18 protein-coding genes are annotated in these 23166 nt (G+C 41.4%); 5 read left to right on the top strand and 13 right to left on the bottom strand.

From position 1 onward, the window contains the following. Positions 1 to 85: 85 nt before the first annotated feature. Positions 86 to 1075, bottom strand: a complete 990-nt coding sequence (locus tag ABZB17_RS07165) for a dihydroorotate dehydrogenase-like protein (protein ID WP_372648951.1) — start codon at positions 1073 to 1075, stop codon at positions 86 to 88. A gap of 89 nt (positions 1076 to 1164) precedes the next feature. Beyond that, positions 1165 to 1833, bottom strand: a complete 669-nt coding sequence (locus ABZB17_RS07160) for a YggS family pyridoxal phosphate-dependent enzyme (protein WP_372648950.1) — start codon at positions 1831 to 1833, stop codon at positions 1165 to 1167. A 112-nt stretch (positions 1834 to 1945) separates the two neighbouring features. On the opposite strand from ABZB17_RS07160, the gene ABZB17_RS07155 reads away from it, so the two are divergent. Then, positions 1946 to 2923, top strand: a complete 978-nt coding sequence (locus ABZB17_RS07155) for an aminodeoxychorismate synthase component I (protein WP_372648949.1) — start codon at positions 1946 to 1948, stop codon at positions 2921 to 2923. Positions 2924 to 3169: 246 nt separating this feature from the next. Then, positions 3170 to 3766: an aminotransferase class IV gene (locus tag ABZB17_RS07150; protein WP_372648948.1), complete on the top strand. Its 597-nt coding sequence runs from the start codon at positions 3170 to 3172 to the stop codon at positions 3764 to 3766. On the opposite strand, the gene ABZB17_RS07145 is transcribed toward ABZB17_RS07150, so the two are convergent. The 8 genes from ABZB17_RS07145 to ABZB17_RS07110 form a co-directional block, all read right to left on the bottom strand. Next, positions 3756 to 4340: a tetratricopeptide repeat protein gene (locus ABZB17_RS07145; protein WP_372648946.1), complete on the bottom strand. Its 585-nt coding sequence runs from the start codon at positions 4338 to 4340 to the stop codon at positions 3756 to 3758. The two genes, ABZB17_RS07150 and ABZB17_RS07145, sit on opposite strands and share 11 nt — an antisense overlap. Positions 4341 to 4400: 60 nt before the next feature. Continuing rightward, positions 4401 to 6833, bottom strand: a complete 2433-nt coding sequence (locus ABZB17_RS07140; protein ID WP_372648944.1) for a glycoside hydrolase N-terminal domain-containing protein — start codon at positions 6831 to 6833, stop codon at positions 4401 to 4403. Positions 6834 to 7070: 237 nt separating this feature from the next. Then, complete coding sequence (locus tag ABZB17_RS07135) at positions 7071 to 8627, bottom strand: RagB/SusD family nutrient uptake outer membrane protein (RefSeq protein WP_372648942.1); 1557 nt, start codon at positions 8625 to 8627, stop codon at positions 7071 to 7073. Between the two features lie 20 nt (positions 8628 to 8647). After that, positions 8648 to 11983, bottom strand: a complete 3336-nt coding sequence (locus ABZB17_RS07130; protein WP_372648940.1) for a TonB-dependent receptor — start codon at positions 11981 to 11983, stop codon at positions 8648 to 8650. A 150-nt stretch (positions 11984 to 12133) separates the two neighbouring features. Next, on the bottom strand, positions 12134 to 13135 hold the full coding sequence (locus tag ABZB17_RS07125) for a FecR family protein (RefSeq protein WP_372648938.1): 1002 nt from the start codon (positions 13133 to 13135) through the stop codon (positions 12134 to 12136). Between the two features lie 127 nt (positions 13136 to 13262). After that, complete coding sequence (locus ABZB17_RS07120) at positions 13263 to 13859, bottom strand: RNA polymerase sigma factor (RefSeq protein WP_372648936.1); 597 nt, start codon at positions 13857 to 13859, stop codon at positions 13263 to 13265. Between the two features lie 126 nt (positions 13860 to 13985). Beyond that, a complete protein-coding gene (locus ABZB17_RS07115; RefSeq protein WP_372648934.1) occupies positions 13986 to 15032 on the bottom strand; it encodes a 2-oxoacid:ferredoxin oxidoreductase subunit beta in 1047 nt (348 codons plus the stop codon). Between the two features lie 3 nt (positions 15033 to 15035). Beyond that, on the bottom strand, positions 15036 to 16877 hold the full coding sequence (locus ABZB17_RS07110; RefSeq protein ID WP_303917871.1) for a 2-oxoacid:acceptor oxidoreductase subunit alpha: 1842 nt from the start codon (positions 16875 to 16877) through the stop codon (positions 15036 to 15038). A 272-nt stretch (positions 16878 to 17149) separates the two neighbouring features. On the opposite strand from ABZB17_RS07110, the gene ABZB17_RS07105 reads away from it, so the two are divergent. The 3 genes from ABZB17_RS07105 to ABZB17_RS07095 all read left to right on the top strand — a co-directional run bounded on the left by ABZB17_RS07105 (position 17150) and on the right by ABZB17_RS07095 (position 19789). Beyond that, positions 17150 to 17662, top strand: a complete 513-nt coding sequence (locus ABZB17_RS07105) for a gamma carbonic anhydrase family protein (protein WP_303917870.1) — start codon at positions 17150 to 17152, stop codon at positions 17660 to 17662. 57 nt (positions 17663 to 17719) lie between these two features. Then, complete coding sequence (locus ABZB17_RS07100) at positions 17720 to 18619, top strand: NDP-sugar synthase (RefSeq protein WP_372648932.1); 900 nt, start codon at positions 17720 to 17722, stop codon at positions 18617 to 18619. A 72-nt stretch (positions 18620 to 18691) separates the two neighbouring features. After that, entirely contained in the window at positions 18692 to 19789 is a 1098-nt protein-coding gene (locus ABZB17_RS07095; protein WP_372648930.1) for a phosphotransferase enzyme family protein, read from the top strand. 12 nt (positions 19790 to 19801) lie between these two features. Here ABZB17_RS07095 and murI read toward each other — a convergent pair whose 3' ends face one another. The 3 genes from murI to ABZB17_RS07080 form a co-directional block, all read right to left on the bottom strand. Then, positions 19802 to 20629, bottom strand: coding sequence for a glutamate racemase (gene murI, locus ABZB17_RS07090; protein ID WP_372648953.1), 828 nt, complete (start codon positions 20627 to 20629; stop codon positions 19802 to 19804). Positions 20630 to 20649: 20 nt separating this feature from the next. After that, positions 20650 to 22488, bottom strand: a complete 1839-nt coding sequence (locus tag ABZB17_RS07085) for a glycosyltransferase (RefSeq protein ID WP_372648928.1) — start codon at positions 22486 to 22488, stop codon at positions 20650 to 20652. Positions 22489 to 22680: 192 nt separating this feature from the next. Further along, the coding region (locus ABZB17_RS07080) for an OmpH family outer membrane protein (RefSeq protein ID WP_372648926.1) at positions 22681 to 23166 on the bottom strand (486 nt) is incomplete at its 5' end.

Genomic DNA, 23166 nt, shown 5'->3' with positions numbered 1-23166 from the left:
TGCCCCAAAACAAAACCGGTACTTCCCAGAAACCACAAAAGAACGCCAAGAAATACCGGTTTTATTTTTATCATCTTACAAAAGATTATTTTCTGTTCGAGAAATATTTCATGAATTGTGAGCGTTCGTAAACCATCGGATCGGGGATGTTTTTATACGATAGACGACCTCTGAAATCTTCTATCTTTTTAAAGTTCCACTTCTTCATAAAAGCAGTTAAATCGTCTAACATTCCGGTAACAACTTGCGCACCATTAACATACAGCGTAGAACAAAGTTGCGCCACCTGTGCACCGGCCAGCAATTGTTTAATTACTGCATTTCCATCGTGAATTCCTGTTGAGGCGGCAATATCCAAATGCGTAACCGACGAAGAAACAATACCCACCCAGCGTAACGAACGACGCAGATCGGATGGAGAACTAAAAACTTCAGAGGCTACCAGCTCCAGTTTCTCCAGGTTGATATCGGGTTCGTAAAAACGGTTAAACATTACCACCCCGGCAGCACCATTGGCTTTTAGCTTGTCGGCCATACCTATAATATTGCTGTGGTTTAAACCAAATTTAACCGACACCGGAATAGTCACTTCGCTTTTTACCTTCTCAAGAACATCAAGGTAAAGCTGTTCTATCATTCCCGGCTTTTCATGACGGTCAGTCGGCAAATAGAAAATATTCAGTTCGATGGCATCGGCACCGGCCTCTTCAAAATCTTTGGCAAAAGTGGTCCACTCTTTCGACGACACACAATTGATACTGGCAATAATCGGTACATCAACGGCTTCCTTTGCTTTTTTTACCAGCTCAAGATGTTTGGTTACCGTATTATCGCGCATGTAATTTTTGATGTAATCTTCGGCCTCGGGGTAGGCAACATTCTGTTGGTCTTTGGCCAGCATATTGGTTACCTCGTTGTTTATCTGCTCTTCGAAAATCGATTTCAGCACAATAGCGCCAATACCGGCATCGGCAAGTTCTTTAATTTTTTCAACCGAACTGGTTAATCCCGAGCTGGCTGCCACTAATGGGTTTTTCAGTTTTAGCCCAAGGTATGTAGTTTCTAAATTTGCCATAATAAAAGTTTATAGTTTGCAGAAATGGGTTTTAGTTTTCCTATTTCGAGGTACCCTACCCATTTTTTATTTCAATAAATCTGTCTGTTTCAATAATTTCGTGCTCCAAATATTTTGCTTCCCACCCGAATCATTGTGCTCCCCTCTTCAATGGCACTCGGATAATCGTCGGACATGCCCATTGAAATCTCGGTAAAAAATTTGGAATCGGAAAAGTATTTATTTTTCAGTGAATTAAAAATACTTCTTAACATGCGAAATTCATTCCGAACCTGATCTTTATCGTCAGTGTATGTAGCCATTCCCATCACTCCAACAACCCGTACCTTTGTTAGCTGTTTAAACGCATCGGACGACAATAAAACATCGGCCTCATCAGGCGACAAACCAAACTTGGTGAGCTCTTTGGCAATATGAAACTGAAGCAACACATCGATTGTCCGATTGTTTTTAATGGCCTCTTTATTGATGGTTTTTAAGAGTTTAATGGAATCGACACCGTGAATAAGCGAAATGAAAGGAGCAATATATTTTACCTTGTTGGATTGCGGATGACCAATAAAATGCCACTCGATATCTTTGGGCAGTTCTTCGTATTTTTTGGTTAAATCCTGCACTTTGTTTTCGCCAAAAATGCGTTGACCAGCGTTGTAGGCTTCCAAAATATCCCCGTTAGGTTTTGTTTTTGAAACAGCGACCAGACGTACATTCTCAGGCAAACTTTCTGTAATTTCTTTTATATTTTTCCCAATATCCATTCCTCGCACGAATTTGACGTAAAAATAGAAATAAAGTTGGAAACCCTTCAATTATCGCGGTTCAAAGTTGAAACAGAAAGTATCGTGCTTTTTAATATTTTTGCAGCACAGCATGAAAGAAAGCAAAACGATAATAGCGGAAATGAATGAACTGGGCCGCAGGAACGAGGCCTTTGTTTTTGTGATCGATTTTGACGGCACAAAAGCAAAGCTCTTCAGGCCCGACGAAACGGACAAAATATGGTGGCAGGCAAATGAGCAATCGAATTATGCCCGGCCGGTAACCGAAAAAAAAGAAATAAAATGGGAAACTGAACCGGTTTCATTCAGCCATTATAAAAAGGGATTTGATCTTGTTCAGCAGCACATTCACAACGGCGATACGTATTTGCTGAACTATACGCAGCCTACAAGGGTAAAAACCAACCTCTCGCCGGAGGAAATCTTTCACCACAGCGAAGCACGTTATAAGGTGCTGCTAAAAAATGAGTTTGTGTGTTTTTCTCCCGAGATTTTTGTGCAGATCGATTCCGGAAAAATCTCGTCGTACCCGATGAAAGGAACAATGGACGCCTCGTTGCCCAATGCCAAAGAACGAATTTTGAACGACTCGAAAGAGCTGGCCGAGCACAACACCATTGTAGATTTGATACGAAACGACCTGAGTTTGGTAGCTGAAAATGTAACTGTTGAAAAATTTCGTTACCTGGAGCGGCTAAAAACCAACCAGCGCGATTTATGGCAGGTAAGCTCGAAAATAAGCGGCGATCTGCCACAAAACTACACGGAGCAAATTGGCGAAATTCTATTTAAAATGCTGCCTGCCGGATCGATTTGTGGCGCGCCAAAAAAGAAAACCGTGGAGATTATTAAAGCGGCCGAAAACTACGAGCGTGGTTTTTACACCGGCATTTTTGGCTATTTCGACGGGCACAATCTCGACAGCTGTGTGCTGATTCGCTACATTGAAACGCATGGTGACGAGTTGATATACAAAAGCGGCGGCGGAATAACTTTTTTAAGCAATGCCGAAAGCGAATATGAAGAAATGGTGAAGAAGGTCTATATTCCGGTTTTTAGGAAGGATTGAGGGGCTGAGGAATTGAAGGACTGAAGGACTGAGGGACTGAAGGAGTGGATTGTGAATGCTTTAATGCGGAAGTGCTTTAATGCTCCAATAGAGAAATTGTTAAATTGATAAATTGTTGAATTGTAACGTTGCCACTGCTATTTGGCATTTGCCTATTACTCGCAACTCGGGTCTCATAGCTTGTAACTTGAAGCTTGTAACTTGATACTCGCAGCTGGTAGCTCGCGGCTCGTAGCTAAAAAAACTATGCAATTACTTGAAACCATAAAATGTAAAGACGGGAGACTGTATAACCTGAAATATCACCAGGCGCGGTTTGATGTGGCCCGGATGAAATACTTTCCAAATGCGCCAAAGCTAAAGCTGGAAGAGCTAATTGTAATTCCGGAGACCTGCAAAGAAGGGCTTTTCCGCTGTCGGGTGGTTTATGCCGAACAGGTGGAAAAGATCGAGTTCCTGCCTCACCAATATCGTTCCATCAACAGCATCCGTCTGATTGAAGATAACAGCATTGAATACAGATGTAAATACACCGACCGCCAACAGCTGCAACATTTATACGAGCAGCGCGGCGATTGCGACGATATCCTGATCGTACAAAACAATTGTATTGCCGACAGCTTTACGGCCAACCCAATATTTTTCGATGGGCAGAAATGGTGGACACCCGACACTCCCCAGCTTCCCGGAACACAACGTGCACGACTGCTGGCCGAAAACAAAATTTCAGTTTGCCGCATTACCGTTAACGACCTAAACAAGTACAAAAAAATTGGTTTGATAAACGCCCTGCAGGATATGGACGATATGCCGGTGTTGCCGGTTGAAAGTATTAGCTACTAAAGATCCGCAAATCACTTTTCCACAGCACAAATCTCTCCTGCTCAAATAAGGGTTCAACTTCTGCAAGAAAGGTGCTAAAATTGGGCAATCCGCGTTGAACTTGTTTTGTGGTATCCGGTCCAACCCCAACAAACATTTGCTTTAACTCATTGGCCCGCACTATGGCAGCATCAACAAACTGATTTTTCTTTAAAGCCTTCATATATTGGTAAAGCAACCCGGGAACAGGCACTGCATACAAATAGCCGGGCTGTACATTTGTGCGGTAGATGCTTTTAAATGCCTCTTCCGCCTTTTCCAGTTTGCCGGCAAAAACCAAAGCCATTGCCAGGCTGTACCAGTCGTGGCGGTAGTTTCCTGTTCGGCAAGCGTTTTCCAGATACTCCAGGCTTTCTTCGTATTTCTTACGTTTGTAAAGCGCTAATCCACACAGCCGGTTGGCCCGGAAATTTATTTCCTTATTTCGTGAATTTACCAATGCTTGCCCAAGCTTTATTGCCTCCTGGTATCTTCCGCAATTTAAAGCATGCTCTGCCTTATTTAAACGTTGGTTTTTAAACAGCACTAAATGCATCTGCGTAACTTCTTCTACAATAATAAAAATCTAAAAACGGAGGATTCAAATGAAATAATCTTACCATTCAAATGTAAGCGATTCTCCTTTTGCCAAATCAATTTCTTTTTCTTTTCCCTGGCAAACCAGCATTGTACTGCCGCCGGCTTTGGCCAAAACAGTAACGGTATTTAATTTTCCTTCGCTCCAGTTCATTGAAATTTCGTAACCGCCACGTGCACAAATTCCGTTAACGGAACCAGTCGGCCATGCGTCGGGTAAAGCAGGTAATAAATCAATGCGGTTTTGGTGCGACTGCATCAACATTTCGATAACTCCTGCAGAACCTCCAAAGTTACCGTCAATTTGGAATGGCGGATGTGCATCGAACAAATTCGGGTAAGTTCCCCCACCCTGGCTGTATTGTGTTTCAGTACCTGACGGATCGACATAACTCAATAATTCGCGGTACATTTTGTAGGCGTGATTACCGTCGAGCAAACGCGCCCACAGGTTTATACGCCAGCCTTTCGACCAGCCCGTTGTTTCATCGCCTTTAATTTCGAGCGTTGTTTTGCAGGCTTCAGCCAACTCCGGAGTTTCGTCAGGAGTTATATGATTGCCCGGGTGTAAACCAAACAAATGCGACTGGTGACGGTGTTTCGGTTCGGCATCTTCCCAATCGTAATACCACTCCTGCAGGTTGCCCTTTTTTCCAATCCGGTAAGGATACATTTTTGCCAGCGCCTGTTCCATCTCTTTTCTGAAATCTGCGTCCACATTCAGAACTTTCGAAGCCTGAATGGTCTGTAAAAAACATTCTCTGATCATCGCAAGGTCTGCTGTTCCACCATAAAGTGTAGCTCCGCGATAACCTTTATCGGTTATATATTTGTTCTCGGGCGAGGTAGACGGCGAAGTGATCAAATTGCCATTTTTATCTTCGACCATCCAGTTTAAACAAAATTCAGCTGCACCTTTCATCAATGGATAACCTTCGTTTTTCAGGAAATCAACATCCTGGGTAAACTGGTAGTGTTCCCACAAATGAGTCGACAACCACGGTCCGCTCATATTCCAGCATGCCCACACCGGATCGCCTTCTCCGAAACCTCCAACAGGATTGCTCATGGCCCAGATATCTGAATTATGACAGGATGCCCAGCCCTTATCAACACCATAAAATGTTTTTGCCGTGATAGCTCCGGTTTTTGCCACATTGCCAATAAACGACAACAGGGGGCGGTGCATTTCGCTCAGGTTGCCGGTTTCAGCCATCCAGTAATTTTCTTCCACGTTAATATTCATGGTGTAATTACTGCTCCATGGCGGTTGCAGGTGCGGATTCCAAAGCCCCTGCAGGTTGGCCGGTACTCCCGCGGTTCGCGAACTGGCAATCAGCAAGTAACGTCCGTACTGAAAATACAGCACTTCCAGGTTTTTATCCTCGGCTCCACCAAAATATCTTTTTAATCGCTCGTCGGTAGGTAATTCCGGCGCTGTGGTTTCTCCCAAATCGAGCTGAACGCGATTCATTAAGGCCTTGAAATCGGCAACATGTGATTCTTCAATTTCGACAACGCCTTTTTTATCCGCGTCATTCAACTGTTTTTGCGCAATGGCTTTGTTGTCCAAACCTTCTTTGGCAGGATCTTTATCAAAACCGTTAAAACTGGTGGCTATCGATACGTAAAGTACGGCGTCACTTGCTCCTGAAACCGTTAACACACTATCAGTATACATGGAGTTTCCAGCGTCGCTTTCCACTTTCATATAAGTTGAAAAGCGGGTGCCACGGTTTTCATCAAATTTAATTGGCTCCTCATCTCCGGCATGGTAAACCGGCAGCGCCTGATACGGCGCATATCCTTCCACCTTTAACACATCGTTGTCTGCGGATGTACTATAGCGCAACTGACTATCGAATTTAACAGCAAAGTTCAGAGCATCTTTTTTATCGGCGCTTAGTTTCACCACCATAATCTGATCGGGATACGAAACAAAATATTCGCGTTTATAAGTAACACCATCCACCTGGTACGATGTTGTTGAAACCGCCTTGTCGATATCCAACTGCCGATGGTAATTTTCCACATTCCCATTGTGCTGAAAATCCAAAAACAAGGTACCCAGCGGCGCATACGATTGAGAATATTTCCCCATCAGGTTGTGATTGAGTTTATCTGCCAACTCATAATTTTCGTTAGTCAACGCCACACGTATTTCAGGTATAAATTTGTAGGCCTCGGGATTCATATACGGATCAACCGGCTCGCCCGACCAGAGCGTTATATCATTCAGGTAAATTTTATCCGACTCCACACCGCCAAAAACAGAAGCTCCCATTTTACCATTTCCAAGCACCAGGCTTTCTTCGAAATAGGTGGCCGGTTTATCGTACCACAAAACATGCGTTGAAGTAGCTTTTTCTCCAGCCGATTCGCTACTGCACGACTGGCTTAAAACCAGCAAACCAAGCAGTAGGAAATTTAAAAGATGGTTGAGTCGATTCATAGGTTTATAAATTTTTCAGAATAGTTAATTTACACTTTGTAGTTAGTCAAGATATACAAAATAATTGATATCGCTAAAATAATAAAAAAAGGCCCTGCAAAAATGCAGAGCCCGTTAACCTATCCTTGTTTTTTGAAAAACTTACTCAGAAAAAACAGGGAGTCGATTGGTTTAGTATCGACTCCCTTGTGGTATTAGGTATTAGTTGGTTTGGGTGTTATTTTCCAAATCTTACAATTAATAACCTGTATTTTGCGTCAAACTTGGGTTACGTTGCAATTCGCTTAACGAAATCGGGAATACCAAATCAGTTTCTTTAAATGTAGCACCTGCGGCATTCTGTGCACCAATTAAATCGACATAAGTAACACTTCCCTTTTCTGTTTCTGAAATAACAGGAAATTTCATTGTACGTACGCAATCATCCCAAATTTTGAATTCCAGAGCGAATTCACGCAATCTTTCTGTCCAACAGGTTTCAATAAACTCTTGTTTTGAAAGACTTAATAATTCTGTCTTTATCTCAGCTTCAGTTTTACCTTCAGTATTGGCACGTGCCTGAATTTTTGCCAGGTAAGTAGCTGCTTCATCGTTCACACCTTCTGTTTGTGCAATCGATTCTGCGTAATCCAAATAAGCTTCGGCCAGACGATAGAAGTTCCAGTCTTTTGTTCCGATACCTGTATTTAACAAGGCATCTTCATCAAAATAATACCAGCAACCGGCTTGTCCTTCCGGAGCTGTCCAGGTTTTACCATTATTTGGATTGGTATATTCCCAGTGGAAGAACTGGTTAGGCTGAATACGAAGATCGTTTTCGTCGTAAACATTCAGGAAACGGTCGATCGGGCCGTAAGTTCTTTCAAAAATTGAATAAGTTCCGAACACAGCTGTTGCCGACGAAGTAAATGCATAAGTAGGTCTCCACGAACTGCTTGAAATACCGGCATCGTATTCTAAACTGTAAATTACCTCACCCAGATCATCAGTTGTACGTAACTTATTGAAAGCGCTGTTTTCAGCCAAGTCGCTATTATCAGCTAGCGAATGAGGAGAATCGATAACCATTTTTGCATATGTTTTAGCGTTGGCATAATCACCCTGGTAAAAATATACATCAGCCAATGCCATAGCAGCAACATATTTTGAAACACGGTGTCCGTTTGATGCAAAGGTTGCTGCTGGTAAATCCTCAACAGCATCAATCAGATCCTTTTCAATTTGCTCGTAAACAGCTGCTGAAGCCGTTCTTTCAGGATAGAGATTCTCTAAAGTGGCAGGTTCCAGTAATAAAGGAACATCTCCAAATGTTTTCACCAAATAGAAATAGTTGAATGCTCTGAAGAATTTAGCCTCTGCAATTAAGGTACTGGCAGAGCTTTCGCCCATTTCAATACCTGGGATACTGGCAATTGCATTGTTAGCCACATTAATGGTACGGTAACAGTTGTCCCAAATATCATCTGAAGTTCCTGAAATTTCATTTGTATGCCCCTGACGTGTAAGTAAACGTGAATATTTACACACCACTTCCTGCCCTTCGTAACTATTGCTAAAATAGCCGGTAAGCATTCCAAGGATTGAAGATTTAGAGCCAATATATGCACTTGGTGCATGTGCAATACGGATAGTTGCTCCGTTGCGATACAAATAATTTACGTTCTCGGTTGCCTGAGATTCGGTTTTGTAATAATCCACATCGGTAAGAGACGATTTTGGACTTTCTTCCAGAAACTCGTCGCATGAGGTCAACGCAAAGACCCCTACTAGTAAGAATAATATTATCTTTTTCATGATCGTTCTAAATTAATTCATTAAAAAGTTACGTTTACACCCAATGTCCATGTTCTGGCTCTTGGATAGGAGAAGAATGTCATGTTTTGTCCAAACTGGTCACCACCTCTGGATGTTGATTCAGGGTCGTAACCATTAAAATCGTCGGAACATAACAAGAATGCATTGTTCACATTCGCATAAACTCTCACGGCAGCAATACCCATCGACTGACAATAGCTTGCAGGAACGGTGTAGCCAAACTGAATAAGGTTAGCTCTTAGGTAAGAACCATCGGCAATCCAACTTGAGTCTACAGTTGTATTTTGTCCGGCATGGCCTGAGTTTGTCAAGTAGATGGCCTGTTGCATAGTATTTGGATTTGTGCCATCGTAAGCATCGTAAAGAATATTTGTTAAACCATTTGTAATACCAAAACGGTCGTAAGTTGAGTGGTAAAACTGTTGCATGGTTTCAACACCCCATACAAATTGCAGATCTACTGTCAGATCAAAGTTTTTGTACGAGAAAGTATTGATGAAACTACCAGTCCAATCCGGCATACCTTTACCAATGATTTCTTTTTCGTTGGTACGTTTTGCGCGGCCAATCTGATCTCTGTCAATCAAGCCGGCTTCAAAATCTTCTTCAGTATAAACTCCAAGTCGTTTGTACCCAAAGAAACTACTCAGGTTTTCGCCTACGCGCAAAATACTTTCTGAACCTCCAACCCAGTAGTTCATTTCAATATCTTCGTCGTTGTCGCCAAGACTAAGAATTTCGTTTTTATTGTAATTCAGATTTAATGTAGAATTCCATGTAAAATCGGCTGTTCTAACCGGTGTTGCATCAACCATAATATCCAGTCCCTGGTTTTTTACAGATCCAATATTTTTGAAGATCGAGCTAAAACCAGAAGATGTTGGAAGTGGTGTATTCAGCAATAAATCAGTTGTTTTCTTGTAGTAGTATGAAACATCAAATGTGAGTTGATTATCAAATACGCCCAAGTTTACACCAAAGTCCCATTGTGCTGTTTTTTCCCATTTCAAATCAGGATTAGCAAAAGAGTTGATGTATGAATAAGGCGAACGCGAGCCATTCATCAGTATCGTTCCTGAACTAACTGAAGCCAATGAATTGTAAGGGCCAATCTCAGAGTTACCGGTTATACCATAACTGGTATGCACTTTAAGCATATCGATCAGGCCATTGTCTTTCAAAAAGTCTTCCTGCGACATGTTCCACGCCAAACCTGCTGATGGGAAGAATGCGTATTTATTGTTGTCACCAAACTTAGAAGAACCATCGTAACGGCCAGTAACGGTTGCCGAGTATTTATCTTTAAGCGTGTAAGCAACTCTTAAGAAGTAAGAGTTCATCGCCCAATCGTTATAGTCTGATGATGGAGATGATGGATTTGTTCCTGCGCCCATATTATACCATTCGTAGAAATCATCGCTGAATCCTTCAGTACGTGAACGATCCCAGTTATACGTACGTTTCTGCCACGACAGACCAGCCATTGCATTTAAACGGTGGTCGCCAACTACTTTTTTATAGGTCAGGTAAGTTTCTTCCTGCCAGTAGAAAGTGTTGGTGTGCTGAATATCGGCCCAACCATTTGGCATTGAAATGTTGTTCAATAAAATAGATGAATAAGCTTTGTAAGTTCGGTTATGATTGTCGATACCAAACTGAGTTTTCAAATCCAATCCTTCCATTAAATGAAAGGTTAAAGCTGCATTACCAAAGATTTGAGTGTTGTAATTCATCCGTTTCTGCAAATCCAAAATCATAGCTGGATTTGACATACCTTCGAATCCGAATGTATCAGACAACGACGAAGTTGAAGATGTAGTGTAATTACCATCAGCATCTCTAAGCGGCAACCATGGCAACATCTCGATCATTGTACGACGGGCATCCTGTCCGCCACCGGTTTCCGGCGTGTAACGTCCCCACGAGTGGTTAACCATTAAATTGATTCCGGTAGACAACCACTTTGCAGGTTCGCCATCGTAAGTAAGTTTAGCATTTACCCTTTTGCTGTAAGTGTTATTCACTACTCCCTGCTGATCTGTATAGTTCAGGAAAGCACCCGTTGATGAATTTTTACCAGCCTGCTGAATATTGAATTGATGATTGTGCGAGATAGCTGTTCGTGTAGCTTCTTCCTGCCAATTGGTATCGTATAACGGATTACCCTGAGCATCGAAATAGTTTCTGTCGGTGAACCAATCAGTACGATCGAGCGACCAATCATATCCCATATACTTATTTTCGTTCTCCAAACCGATCATAAACGCATCAGTCCACTCCTGGGCATTCAAAACATCCATATAACGTGCAACAGTACTTACGCCCACAGATCCCTGGTAGCTTACTACAGATCCTTCGCTACCTGTTTTTCCACGTTTGGTAGTTACCAAAATAACACCGTTTGCTCCCCGCGCACCATAAATAGCTGTTGCAGAAGCATCTTTTAATACTTCAATACTTTCAATGTCGTTCGGGTTCATTAAACCAAAATTCTCCATAACAACACCATCAACAACATATAATGGGTCGGTTGAAGAATTAATAGTAGACATTCCACGAATTACAACACGGCTTTGATAAGCACCCGGCTGCGATGAGTTGGAATAAATATTTACACCAGAAGCTTTACCTCTCAGGTTATCAAGCGGACTAAAACTCTGTGCTTTAATCAACTCCTCGCCTTCGGTTTTCGAAATAGAACCGGTTACATCCTGCTTACGCAAAGTACCATAACCAATGGCAACCACCTCTTCAATACCTATGGTTTCTTCTTCCATTGTAATATTGATTACTGCTTTCCCTGCAATATCTATTTCCTGGGTTTTCATACCCACAAAAGAAAACTGTAATACATCGGTATCAGAAACACCACCAATTGAGAACTCACCATTAGTATTGGTTACTGTACCATTCGATGTTCCTTTAACAAGCACAGTCACTCCCGGTAAAGGCTGGCCTCCACCGTCGGATACAATACCTGAAACACTTTGTTGTTCGCTTCGGACACTGATGTTTCCCGCACTTTCGCTATCCAGCTCTTCCGGGAAAAGCATAATGTGCCTGTCGTACGTTACATAGTTAACATCGGTTCCGTTAAATACTACATCCAGAATTTCATTAATCTTCTGATCGTTCAATTCCACCGATACTTTTCGGTTCATGTCAATTAGTTCAGAACTATAAGCAAAACGAAATTCCGATTGCTTTTCAATCTCGTCAAGCACTTCCACAACTTTTTTGTTGTGCATGGCTAGTGTTAATTTGGTTGATTGACTATATACACTTGCAGAAACTTGCATCAGTCCAACCATTAAAAACAAAAATGTTAGTTTCATTAGCTTTAAGCTTTTACTCCAAAAGGAAGGCATACCTCTTCCCTGGATTAGGATTTTTTTCATAGTTTTACATTGATTTAAATTATAACTTAATTTACCGTTTGCCGATGGTAAATGAGGACCGGAAGTGTTGCCGCACTTTCGGTTTTTTTATATCGACAATTCTCTTGCTTTTTCTTTGTCCAGTTCAAATACAATCACATTTTTTTCCTGTTTAGTTTTTATTGGTGCTATTTTTTCCATAATTTCTATAATCTCATCAAGCGGCTCGTTTTTAATGGTAAAGGTGAAAGGAAAATCCTTTAACTCTTCAGCATATTCAAACTCCTGGTTGTATCTTTTCTCCAGTCGTTTTACCACCTCAACAAGAGGCTGATTATAAATATTCAGAATACCGTCTTTCCACGAGGTATATTTACTTGTATTTACCTCGCTTATATTTAGTTGATTGTTTGATTTTACAAACGATGCTTTTTCTCCGGGGCTAAGAAAATACTGGAACGAAACCACTTTTGGGCTTAAAAGCTGAACTTTTCCCGATTCCAATACAACGTCGATATTCTCCGATCCGGGGTAAGCCTCTACATTAAATTTTGTTCCGTATACTTTTACCTGAATCTCGCCGCTATTTACCACAAACGAAAGATCCTCATTTGTTTGCACCTCAAAATAAGCCTCACCTTCCAGTTTTACATCGCGGTTATTCTCGGCAAACAGGTTGTTGTAGCTAATTTTCGATCCGGAGTTCAACCAAACCATCGAACCATCGGGCAGTTTTACTTTTGAAATCTGTCCGTTTTCTGCTTCAATCTCAGAATACCAAACTTCTGTCTTTTTAGTTGTTGAAACAATGTAAGCTCCCCCGCCAAGACTCAACACAAAAAAGAAGATGGCGGCAATTCGAACCATTAGGTTCACCTTATCTGAATACTGCCATCTTTTGAAACTTTTTTGTAACATCTGATCTTGAATATTCAGCCAGCTTTTTTCACTTCCTTCAGGAAGCGGTTTATTTTGCTGACTCTTATTCCAACCTAACCTAGAACTATTAAAAACTATGCGATTTTCTTTTTTTCGAATCCACTTCAATAATTGCATCTGCTCACCTGCCGATGCACGCCCTTCAAAATATTTCTCTATTAACTCTTTCATGTTGTAATCTGACAGTAGTACACAAAAAGTGAAAAAACCCTACCTGCTTTTAAAAAATTTATTTTAACGATTTTTCACCAATCAACAGAACTGCTGATTTTCAATAACCTTAGAAAATTTAAGTACCCTATTTTTCGAGTAACAAGGTTATTATAATGATGAGTGCCGGGTATTGATCAACCAATTTTTTCCTGATTTGTTCTTTGGCTTTGGCAATGTGCTTTTCCACCATTTTTATGCTTATTCCCATTTCCTCAGCTACTTCTTTTTGTTTTTTGCCTTCAATTTTACACAGCGTGAATACCTGTCTCATTTTATCAGGCAGCTCATCAACGGCTACCTGGAATGATTCAACAAGTTGCTCCTCCAAACTTTTTTCTTCTTTGCCCAGAAAGTCTATTTGGTATAAATACTGCAGCTCACTTACTTCTTCAATATTAACCGAAGAGCTTGTTTGTTCCAGCTTTTCATTGCGTAAAAAATTCAAGCAGTTGTTGCGCAGAATTACAAAAAGGTAACTTTCAATTGAACGGTCAGGTTTTATGGAATTGCGCTTCTCCCAGAGCGTAATAAAGGTTTCCTGAATAAGGTCTTCCACTTTATTATCATCGGAAATAAACAATTTGCAATATCCTTTTAGGCGAGGATAAAGTAAACGGAATACGTCTTTAAAAGCAGACGGGTCCCCTTTTTTTAGGTTATTGTTGGTTTGAATATCGAACATCGATTTTCGTTAATGGTCACAAATTAAAGAAATTTATATGACACTTAAAATCATGGTTGTCAGTTTTTATAAACAAAAAAAAGGCCCTGCAAAATTGCAGAGCCTTCTATTATTTTGCTTCAAATGCTAGATACATTTTTTACTTGATCCGTTCGGATTTCCGGTTACTTCCCAGGTATTTCCTGAGTTTAATAACTCATCAACACAACTTACTTTACGCGTTTGTTGTATTTCCTTAATTTGTGCTTCCATTTCCACATCGTAAACAGGAGCTGGTACTGCACGAATTACACCAAGTGCAACTGGAAAATCTGGCAATGCCATATTGATTAACGCCAAATGCAGCGTTGGATCAACTTCCATTGCATCGTGTATAAGAATATCATTTTCGGTCACCCCGTTTTCGCCGATCTTAACAACTTTTAGCTTGCCATTCTCGAATACCAAACCTTTTTCATTTTCAGCTCCAAACAGCATTGGTTTTCCATGTTCAAGAACCAGTTGACGGTCGGCACGGTGATTAGGATCAGTAATTGCATTGTGAATACCGTTGTTAAAAATCACACAGTTTTGAAGTACCTCAACAACAGATGTTCCTTTATGCTCAGCAGCTTTTTCAAGAACCGACTGGCTCAGTTTCAGGTTTCCATCGATTGAACGGGCATAGAATGAACCACGCGCACCAATCACCAATTGTCCGGGAACAAACGGATCTTCAACAGTTCCGAATGGCGATGTTTTACTCACAAAACCACGGTCGGAAGTTGGCGAATATTGTCCTTTGGTCAATCCATAAATGCGGTTATTAAACAGCACCACATTTAAATCAATATTTCTTCTAATCAGATGAATAAAGTGGTTACCACCAATGGCCATCGAGTCGCCATCGCCGGTCATTACCCAAACACTTAGTTCAGGGTTGGCAGCTTTCACACCCGATGCAACGGCAGTAGCCCGTCCGTGAATGGTGTGAAAACCAAAAGTACTCATATAATAGGGGAAACGCGATGAACAACCAATACCCGAAATTACGGCAAATTTCTCCTTCGGAATGCCCATTCCGGCCATGGTACGCTGTACGGCATTAATAATGGCAAAATCGCCACACCCTGCACACCAACGTACTTCGTTCTCGCTTTTAAAGTCTTTAATTGTATATTTTACATCAGTCATTGCTTAGTCCTCCAAAAGTTTAGTAATACTTTCTTTTAATTCGCTAACGGTAAAAGGCAGTCCTTTTAGTTTGTTGGCCTGGTAATAGCTAAACTCAGGTAACTCGTTACGCAAATAGGCAGCAAACTGTCCAAGATTCAGCTCGCAAACGATAATCTTTTTGAATTTGCTGAATACCTCTTTTGTATTCTTTGGAAGCGGTTTAATGTAGTTGAAATGAGCCAAACTTACACTCTTCCCTGCCAATCGCAGTTCACGTACAGTGCTTGCTGTGTGGCCAAAAGTTCCTCCCCAGCTTACAACAAGAACATCTCCTCCGTCTTCGTCACCACAAATCTCCAGTTCAGGAATCATGTCAACAACACGCTGCACTTTTTCTTCCCGGATCTCGCTGTTCACCTGGTGGTTTTCCGGGTCGTGACTAACTGTACCTGTAATATTCTTTTCTAATCCTCCGATTCGGTGCTCAAAACCTGCCATTCCCGGAAATGCCCATTCGCGTGCCAGCGTTGCAGCATCGCGTTTATAAGCCAGGAATTCTTCGCTGTCGTTAGCAACTCGTGGAGTTATTGAAGGAAGATCAGCCATTGCCGGAATTTTCCAGGGCTCACTACCGTTTCCTAAGAAACCATCGGTAAGCAAAATAACCGGAACCATTCTTTCCAAAGCAATTTTTGCCGACATGTAAGCATAATGGAAACAATCAGAAGGTGTGCTGGCTGCCAAAACCACAACCGGGCTTTCACCGTTACGTCCGTATAAGGCCTGCATTAAATCCGACTGCTCGGTTTTTGTTGGCAATCCGGTTGACGGGCCACCACGCTGAACATTTACAATAACCAGCGGCAATTCGGCCATAACAGCCAAACCAATTGCCTCACCTTTTAATGCCAATCCCGGACCGGAAGTGGTAGTAACGGCAAGATCGCCGGCAAACGAAGCACCAATAGCAGAACAGATACCTGCAATCTCATCTTCGGCCTGAAATGTTTTTACTCCCAGGTCTTTTCGTTCTGATAAGGCTGTTAAAATATCGGTTGCAGGAGTAATTGGGTACGAACCCAAGAACAATTCCAAGCCCGATTTTTCAGCGGCCGCTAAAAGTCCCCACGCCGTAGCATGGTTACCATTTATATTTCGGTATGTACCGTTTTCAATTTCTGCAGGATGCACCAGGTAACTTGGCGTCATGTGCTGCATGGTTAAACCATAGTTATAACCATCGTGCAAAACTTTTATGTTTGAATCAACAACAACCGGTTTTTTCCTGAATTTATTCTTTACAAATTCCTCAACGTAATCCAGCGGGCGATTAAACATCCAGCATACCAATCCCAAAGCAAACATGTTTTTGCTTCTCATCACACTTTTGTTATCCAGGCCAAAATCCTTTAGCCCCTCTTGTGTAAGACTTGAAATTGGTACAGGAATCTTAAAGAAATCCTCGAGATTACATTCTGCAAAAGGATCGTCAGTTTCAAAGTTTGCTTTCCTGAGGTTCTTTTCGGTAAACGAATCAGAATCGTATATAATCGTACCTCCGGGCTCTAAAAAGCGTGCATTTGCTTTTATAGCCGCCGGGTTCATGGCAACCAATACATTGGCATTGTCTCCCGGGGTATTTACTTGCTTTTTCCCAAATTGTACCTGGAAACCCGATACACCCCCAACTGTTCCCTGTGGTGCGCGAATTTCGGACGGATAGTCGGGAAAGGTAGAAATATCATTTCCCAGAAGTGCTGTAGTGTCGGAAAACAAGGTTCCGGTAAGCTGCATTCCATCGCCGGAATCGCCAGAAAACCTAATGGCAACTTCTTCCAGTTCGATAACTTTAGTTTCTTTCATCTCTAAAAATATTTGATTTCAATATCGAAAAAAAAGATTGATTATTTATCAACCCCAAATTTCAAATTTTAATTATTTTCTTTTAAGTCTGTATAATTCATAAAAAAAACGACTCCAAAACTACTAAATCATAATTTTAGAACCGGTTTTAATCAAGGTCGATCGAAGAATCTTGTAACAAATGTAACCATTATTTAACAAGATTTCGATGACTTCTGTGATAGTTTTTGGGTTTTCTTATTTTTGTAATCAATTTAAAACCAATTCAGATAATGGCGATTATAAAACAACTAAAAGATAAGACTCCTAAAATTGGAAAAGACTGTTTTTTGGCAGAAACAGCAACACTTATAGGCGATGTTGAAATAGGTGACAACTGCAGTATTTGGTACAGCGCTGTAATTCGCGGCGATGTACATTACATTAAAATTGGTAATAACACCAATGTGCAGGACAACGCGACAATACACGCTACCTACCAAAAAAGCCCAACCAATATTGGCAACAACGTGACAATTGCGCACGGTGCCATCGTTCATGGTTGCACCATTAAAGACAATGTAATGATTGGCATGAATGCGGTTGTTCTTGACAATGCGATTGTTGAAAGCAATTCGATTATTGCAGCCGGCTCGGTGGTTACCAAAAATACCCGTGTTGAATCGGGAAGTGTTTACGCAGGTGTTCCGGCTAAAAAAGTAAAAGATATCAGCCCCGAACTGTTACACGGCGAGGTGGAGCGAATTGCAAATGCTTACCACATGTATGCAAGCTGGTACAAATAAAGATGGAAGACAGGAGAGAAGTTAGAAGAGGAAAAATAAAAACCAAAAATTAGAAATATGAAACCAACCTTACTCATACTGGCTGCAGGAATGGGAAGTCGTTTTGGAGGCCTTAAACAAGTTGAACCTGTTGGCCCAAACGGAGAAGCAATTATCGATTACACCATTTTCGACGCTATTCGTGCCGGATTTGGCAAAGTAGTTTTTGTTATTCGCGAAAGTTTTGCCGATGCGTTTAAAGAAAAGTTTGAAGCCAAATTAAGTGGCAAAATTGATGTAGAATATGTTTTTCAGGAGTTAGACAACTTACCTGAAGGATTTACCTTACCTGAAGGACGCGAAAAACCATGGGGAACTGCACATGCCATTCTGGTTGCCAAAGATGTAATAAACGAGCCTTTTTGCGCTATAAACGCCGACGACTTCTACGGAGAGGGAGCTTACCGTATTATGGCCGACTTCCTGACCAACGCGGTGCAGAAACAAATTTTTTCAATGATCGGCTACCAGCTTAAAAATACACTGTCGGAACACGGATCGGTTTCGCGGGGCATGTGCACATTGAATGAAAACGACAACCTTGTAAAGATTGTTGAAACACACAACATTTTCAAAAAAGAAGATGCTGCCGTTACCATTGCGGAAGATGGTTCGGAAACTCCTTTAACCGGAAACGAAAGAGTGTCAATGAACTTCTGGGGTTTTCATCCGTCAATTTTTGCAGCGTTGGAAAGTAAATTTGTAAAATTCCTTGAAACAGAGATCGACAAACCAAAATCGGAGATGTACATTCCTTCGGTGGTTTTCGAAATGATCGAAGATAACGAGGTGGAAGTGAAAGTACTGGAAGCCAACTCGCCATGGTTTGGCGTAACGTACAAAGAGGACAAACCAATAGTGGTGAATAAAATTAACGCCTTGATTAAAGAAGGCGTATACCCGAACAAACTTTGGTAATAAGTATATATAATAACGCGAAGTCGGGAAGCAGAATTTTCCGACTTCGTTTTCTAACATATCTAAACTAACATGACGAATCTAAACAACATTGTACAACACTTTCAACTGGAAAGAGAAATTGAGAACATAAAACCACTGGGCGAGGGTTTTATAAACGACACCTTTATTATTACTACCAAAAACAGTGGCCCCCGATACATTCTTCAGCGCAAAAACAAGAATATCTTCTCTCCCATCCCAGCGATGATGGAGAATATTCAAAAAGTTTGCATGCACATTAAAAAGAAAGTTGTTGCTGCCGGTGGCAATCCCTTGCGCGAGGCAATGACCGTTATTCCTGCCAACGATGGCAAATTATATTTTTTGGATGATGAAGATGAATTTTGGGCAGTTTGTCTTTTTATAGAAGACACTATTGCCTACGAAGCGGCAGAAACACCGGAACTGGCGTATGCCGGTGGTAAAGGAATTGGCAAATTCCAGTCGCTGGTGGCCGATTTAAAAGAGCCGCTCGTGAATATTCTTCCGGGCTTTCACGATATCCGCTACCGCTTTAAACAGTGGGATGAAGTGCTGGCAAAAGATCCGGTTGGCAGAAAAGCTGAAGTGAGTGAAGAAATTTCGTGGATTGAAAGCAGAAAAGAAGAAATGCTGGCGTTTTGGGAATTGGTGGAAAACGGTGAAATCCCAACGCGCATCAGCCATAACGACACCAAAATAAACAACATTCTTTTCGATAAAAACGGCGAAGTGCTTTGTGTAATCGATTTAGATACCGTACTTAGCAGCACCGTATTAAACGACTTTGGCGATGCAATGCGTTTCTACACCAACACCGGTTTGGAAGACGATAAAAACCTCGACAATGTTTCGATGGATTTGGAAATCTTTAAAGCTTTTGCCAAGGGATATCTGGAAGAAACGGCCTCTTTTTTAAGTCCGAAAGAAATTGAATACCTGGCGTTTTCAGCTCGATACATTACGTATGAGCAAGTGTTACGATTTCTGATGGATTATATAGACGGGGACAATTATTACAAAACAAAATCGCCCGATCATAACCTGGTTCGTGCTCGCGCACAATACAAGTTATTGCAAAGCATGGAAGAACAGTTTGCAGTGATGGACAGCTTTGTGAAGACTTATTTTTCTGAACTACAGAATTAGGAAATATAAGTTTTAGAGGTGAACCGTTTTGGCGTTCACCTCACTACCCATAAATAAAGCCGCTTTACTTTCGAAGGTGGCAGCTGATTCGGTAGTCTGGTATTCCAAACTTCCTCCTTTGCTTAATCGTTGATTCATTTCAGGGTGACGTTGTAAATAATCAACCAGCTTTTCGGCAACAATGGCCCCCTGGGTTAAAATATTAATATTTTCGGGCAAATACTTTTTAATCACATCAATAAGTAACGGATAGTGCGTACACCCAAGGATAAGCGTATCTAACGAATTATCTTTCTGAAATACGGAGTCGATATTTTTCTTCACAAAATAATCAGCACCCGGATTATCCATTTCGTTATTCTCCACCAGCGGCACCCACATGGGGCAAGCTTCCTGAACAGTTGACTTCACATGTCCTTCCGACCACTTCTCCATTTCTATCGGGTACGATTCCGAAGCCACTGTCCCAACAGTTCCCAACACGCCAACATGGCCGTTTTTTGTAATTTCCGCAACCTTTTCAACGCTCGGACGAATCACCCCCAACACACGATTATCAGGAGCCATATGTGGCAAATCTAACATTTGAATGTTGCGTAATGCTTTTGCAGAGGCGGTATTACAGGCAATTATTACCAGCGGGCATCCTTGTGCAAACAAATATTTCACCGCCTGCAGCGTGTAATCGTAAACCACATCGAACGACCGCGTTCCGTATGGTGTTCGGGCATTATCGCCAAGGTATAAGAAGTCGTATCCGGGCATCGCTTTTATCAGCTCTTTCAAAACGGTTAGCCCGCCATACCCGGAATCAAAAACTCCAATTGGAGAAAGTCTCATATCATCCAAATCTGTTGTTTTTAGCGCTCAGAAACCAGTTTGTAAGCTTCATCATAAAATTTCCCCAGGTTCGACCAGTCGAAATGCATGGCCGCTTCTTCGCATCGATAACGTAATGCTATCCGGTCGCGGCGCGATAAGTTTACAAACTCAAACAACATATTTGCCAACTCTTCGGCTGCGCGGTTAAAATTACCGTCTGTCCGGTCAATAATAAACATTCCTTTGTTATCGTGATCTTCAATATTATTCACCACATAATCGCCAAATCCGGCCAAATTACTGGTTATCGATGGTAAACCACTGGCTAAACATTCAAGTGGTGTATAACCCCATGGTTCGTACATACTCGGAAAAATACCAAGGTGACATCCGCGAACAAATTGCGTGTAATCCATTTTAAACAATGGGTTTGTTGTGGCAATAAAATCCGGGTGATATACAATTTTAACTTTATCGTGCCGGTTATTCACCAGGTTCGAAGTACGCAGGAAATTCAGTATCTCATCTTTGGCATCGTCAACCAACTGGTGCGTAACTACTTTTGGTAGATTTTGAGTTTTCCAGCTTTGTACATTACGTCGCAATTTCAATCGCAGGTAATCGTCAACCAAAGCTCTTAAGTCAGGGAACTCATATTGACCGGAAATCATTGTAATTTCCTTATACAGCCTATCGCCTACCTGTTGTTGAATTTCTTCAACAACACGACCAACATCTTCAATCTGCGCCTTTGACTGCAACACCTCAGGGTTAAATGAATAGAACGGGCGTTTTGTAATAAAGAACGAAACCACCGTCATATCAGTTCCGGCCTGCTGCATTTTCCAGTTTAAACGAGCCAGTGCCTCAAGCGTTAAATCGTACCCCTTATTTTGGTACTCGTAGCGCCCCGAAGTAAAGAAATAAAGGGTTTTATCCAGATCGAAAGAATAACTCTGGAAAAAGTGCCCCATTACAAACTCATGGATCTTTTTCTTTACCTGAACGTGTTGGTTTTGTACTTCGTGAGTTGCCTCAAAACGTTCTATGTTCAGTCCATTTGGAAGAATCAAATCAGGTGTGCGGCCCAGCAAATGTGTGCACTCACGAGCCGTAACTTCACTTACAGTGGTAAATACGTGCGCACCATGTGCCGATGCCCGCTCAATATTTGCAATAGGCGCCACATTAAATTTATTGGCTTCTTCTTCCCAATTGTAAAATGGTAAATGACTGTAAAATTCCTGATCATTCATGGCCAGGTAACGGCCCAGCAATGTTGCGTGAGTGGTAAATACTGTCTTTATATTCAGGTTCGATTTCCGGATTCCGGGAATTGGTAAACCGGCCATCCACTCGTGGAAGTGGGCGATAATATTATCGTTACAGAAATCGCTTCCACACAAATAATGGAAAAACTCTTTTACCTGAAATCCAAATGCTGCTACTTTATCCAGCAACTCATCACCATCAGGTATGGCAATATTGTAATCCTGAAACAGGTAATATTTTATTTCACCCAATTTGTCGTAGATCGAATAAGGGTTAAAAAGAATTACGTTCGGCCGCCCGGAAACGATCCACTGGCCGTAATACACTTCGAAGCCGCGCGACTGCATTTCCAAAACAGCTTTACCAATTGGTGTGGAGAAATCGGTTGCCGGATCGAAATGTGCTGCTGCCTGTTCGGCAAAATAAGGCCCGATAAGAAAATAGTTCTCATTGCCCCACTTCTTGATCACCGATGGTACTTTCGAGCGAATTACGGTGTAAATCCCCCCCACCTGGTTACAAACCTCCCAGGCCACTTCAAAAAGTTTAGTATTTTCTATCCGCTCACTTTTATTTTTCTCGTTATTTATCTTCGCTGCCTTCATATGTTTATTTTAGTTAGATGTCTGGTTTTTATCATCTTTCGTTTTTTCTTTACCAACCAGCTGTAAGTTCTTTTTGAGATCAATAAATATAGTTTTTATCTCCTATCATTCCAATATGTTTAAAAGAAAAGCGCATAAAAAAACCGCTTATCTTTCGACAAGCGGTTTTTAATATTGTAGTAAATCAATTTCTTACTGAATACCCAATTTAGCTTTTACCAACGGTAAAACGTCAACACTTTGGTTCGACTTGTAAAGGATAGTTCTGTTTCCTGCTCCTGAATCGAAAACATAAATCAGACCTTGTTCTTTAGCTACGTCTTCAATTGCTTTTTCGGCTTTGTCAAAAACAGGGCCTAAAAGTTCGGCTTGTTTTTGTTGAACCTGCTGTTGTGCAGTAACCTGATAATTCTGAATGCGTTGTTGTACGTCCTGAATTTCGGCAATCTTTGCATTTCTTTTAATATCAGAAACTTCTTCTCCCATTGCTTCAAATTCGCCTAATTTTGCCTGGTAGTCTTTTTGCATTTCACCAAGAATTTCTTCCAATTCACCCTGAAAGGTATTAAACTCGGCTTCAGCAGCAGTTCTTTCCGGCATAACCTGAACCAAGGCCTGCAGGTCGATGTGTCCGAATTTCAAAGATTGCGCATTGGCAGCAGTATATGATGCTACAGT

It is taken from the genome of Draconibacterium sp. (assembly GCF_041583095.1).
Classification (GTDB): domain Bacteria; phylum Bacteroidota; class Bacteroidia; order Bacteroidales; family Prolixibacteraceae; genus Draconibacterium.
The sequence above is the reverse complement of the archived record's forward strand: the minus strand, read 5'-3'. Positions and strand labels throughout refer to the sequence as shown.

Coding starts and splice junctions, on each gene's coding strand:
- ABZB17_RS07165 (WP_372648951.1), bottom strand. CDS start 1,075: ATGGCAAATTTAGAAACTACATACCTTGGGCTAAAACTGAAAAACCCA.
- ABZB17_RS07160 (WP_372648950.1), bottom strand. CDS start 1,833: ATGGATATTGGGAAAAATATAAAAGAAATTACAGAAAGTTTGCCTGAG.
- ABZB17_RS07155 (WP_372648949.1), top strand. CDS start 1,946: ATGAAAGAAAGCAAAACGATAATAGCGGAAATGAATGAACTGGGCCGC.
- ABZB17_RS07150 (WP_372648948.1), top strand. CDS start 3,170: ATGCAATTACTTGAAACCATAAAATGTAAAGACGGGAGACTGTATAAC.
- ABZB17_RS07145 (WP_372648946.1), bottom strand. CDS start 4,340: ATGCATTTAGTGCTGTTTAAAAACCAACGTTTAAATAAGGCAGAGCAT.
- ABZB17_RS07140 (WP_372648944.1), bottom strand. CDS start 6,833: ATGAATCGACTCAACCATCTTTTAAATTTCCTACTGCTTGGTTTGCTG.
- ABZB17_RS07135 (WP_372648942.1), bottom strand. CDS start 8,627: ATGAAAAAGATAATATTATTCTTACTAGTAGGGGTCTTTGCGTTGACC.
- ABZB17_RS07130 (WP_372648940.1), bottom strand. CDS start 11,983: ATGAAACTAACATTTTTGTTTTTAATGGTTGGACTGATGCAAGTTTCT.
- ABZB17_RS07125 (WP_372648938.1), bottom strand. CDS start 13,135: ATGAAAGAGTTAATAGAGAAATATTTTGAAGGGCGTGCATCGGCAGGT.
- ABZB17_RS07120 (WP_372648936.1), bottom strand. CDS start 13,859: ATGTTCGATATTCAAACCAACAATAACCTAAAAAAAGGGGACCCGTCT.
- ABZB17_RS07115 (WP_372648934.1), bottom strand. CDS start 15,032: ATGACTGATGTAAAATATACAATTAAAGACTTTAAAAGCGAGAACGAA.
- ABZB17_RS07110 (WP_303917871.1), bottom strand. CDS start 16,877: ATGAAAGAAACTAAAGTTATCGAACTGGAAGAAGTTGCCATTAGGTTT.
- ABZB17_RS07105 (WP_303917870.1), top strand. CDS start 17,150: ATGGCGATTATAAAACAACTAAAAGATAAGACTCCTAAAATTGGAAAA.
- ABZB17_RS07100 (WP_372648932.1), top strand. CDS start 17,720: ATGAAACCAACCTTACTCATACTGGCTGCAGGAATGGGAAGTCGTTTT.
- ABZB17_RS07095 (WP_372648930.1), top strand. CDS start 18,692: ATGACGAATCTAAACAACATTGTACAACACTTTCAACTGGAAAGAGAA.
- murI (WP_372648953.1), bottom strand. CDS start 20,629: ATGAGACTTTCTCCAATTGGAGTTTTTGATTCCGGGTATGGCGGGCTA.
- ABZB17_RS07085 (WP_372648928.1), bottom strand. CDS start 22,488: ATGAAGGCAGCGAAGATAAATAACGAGAAAAATAAAAGTGAGCGGATA.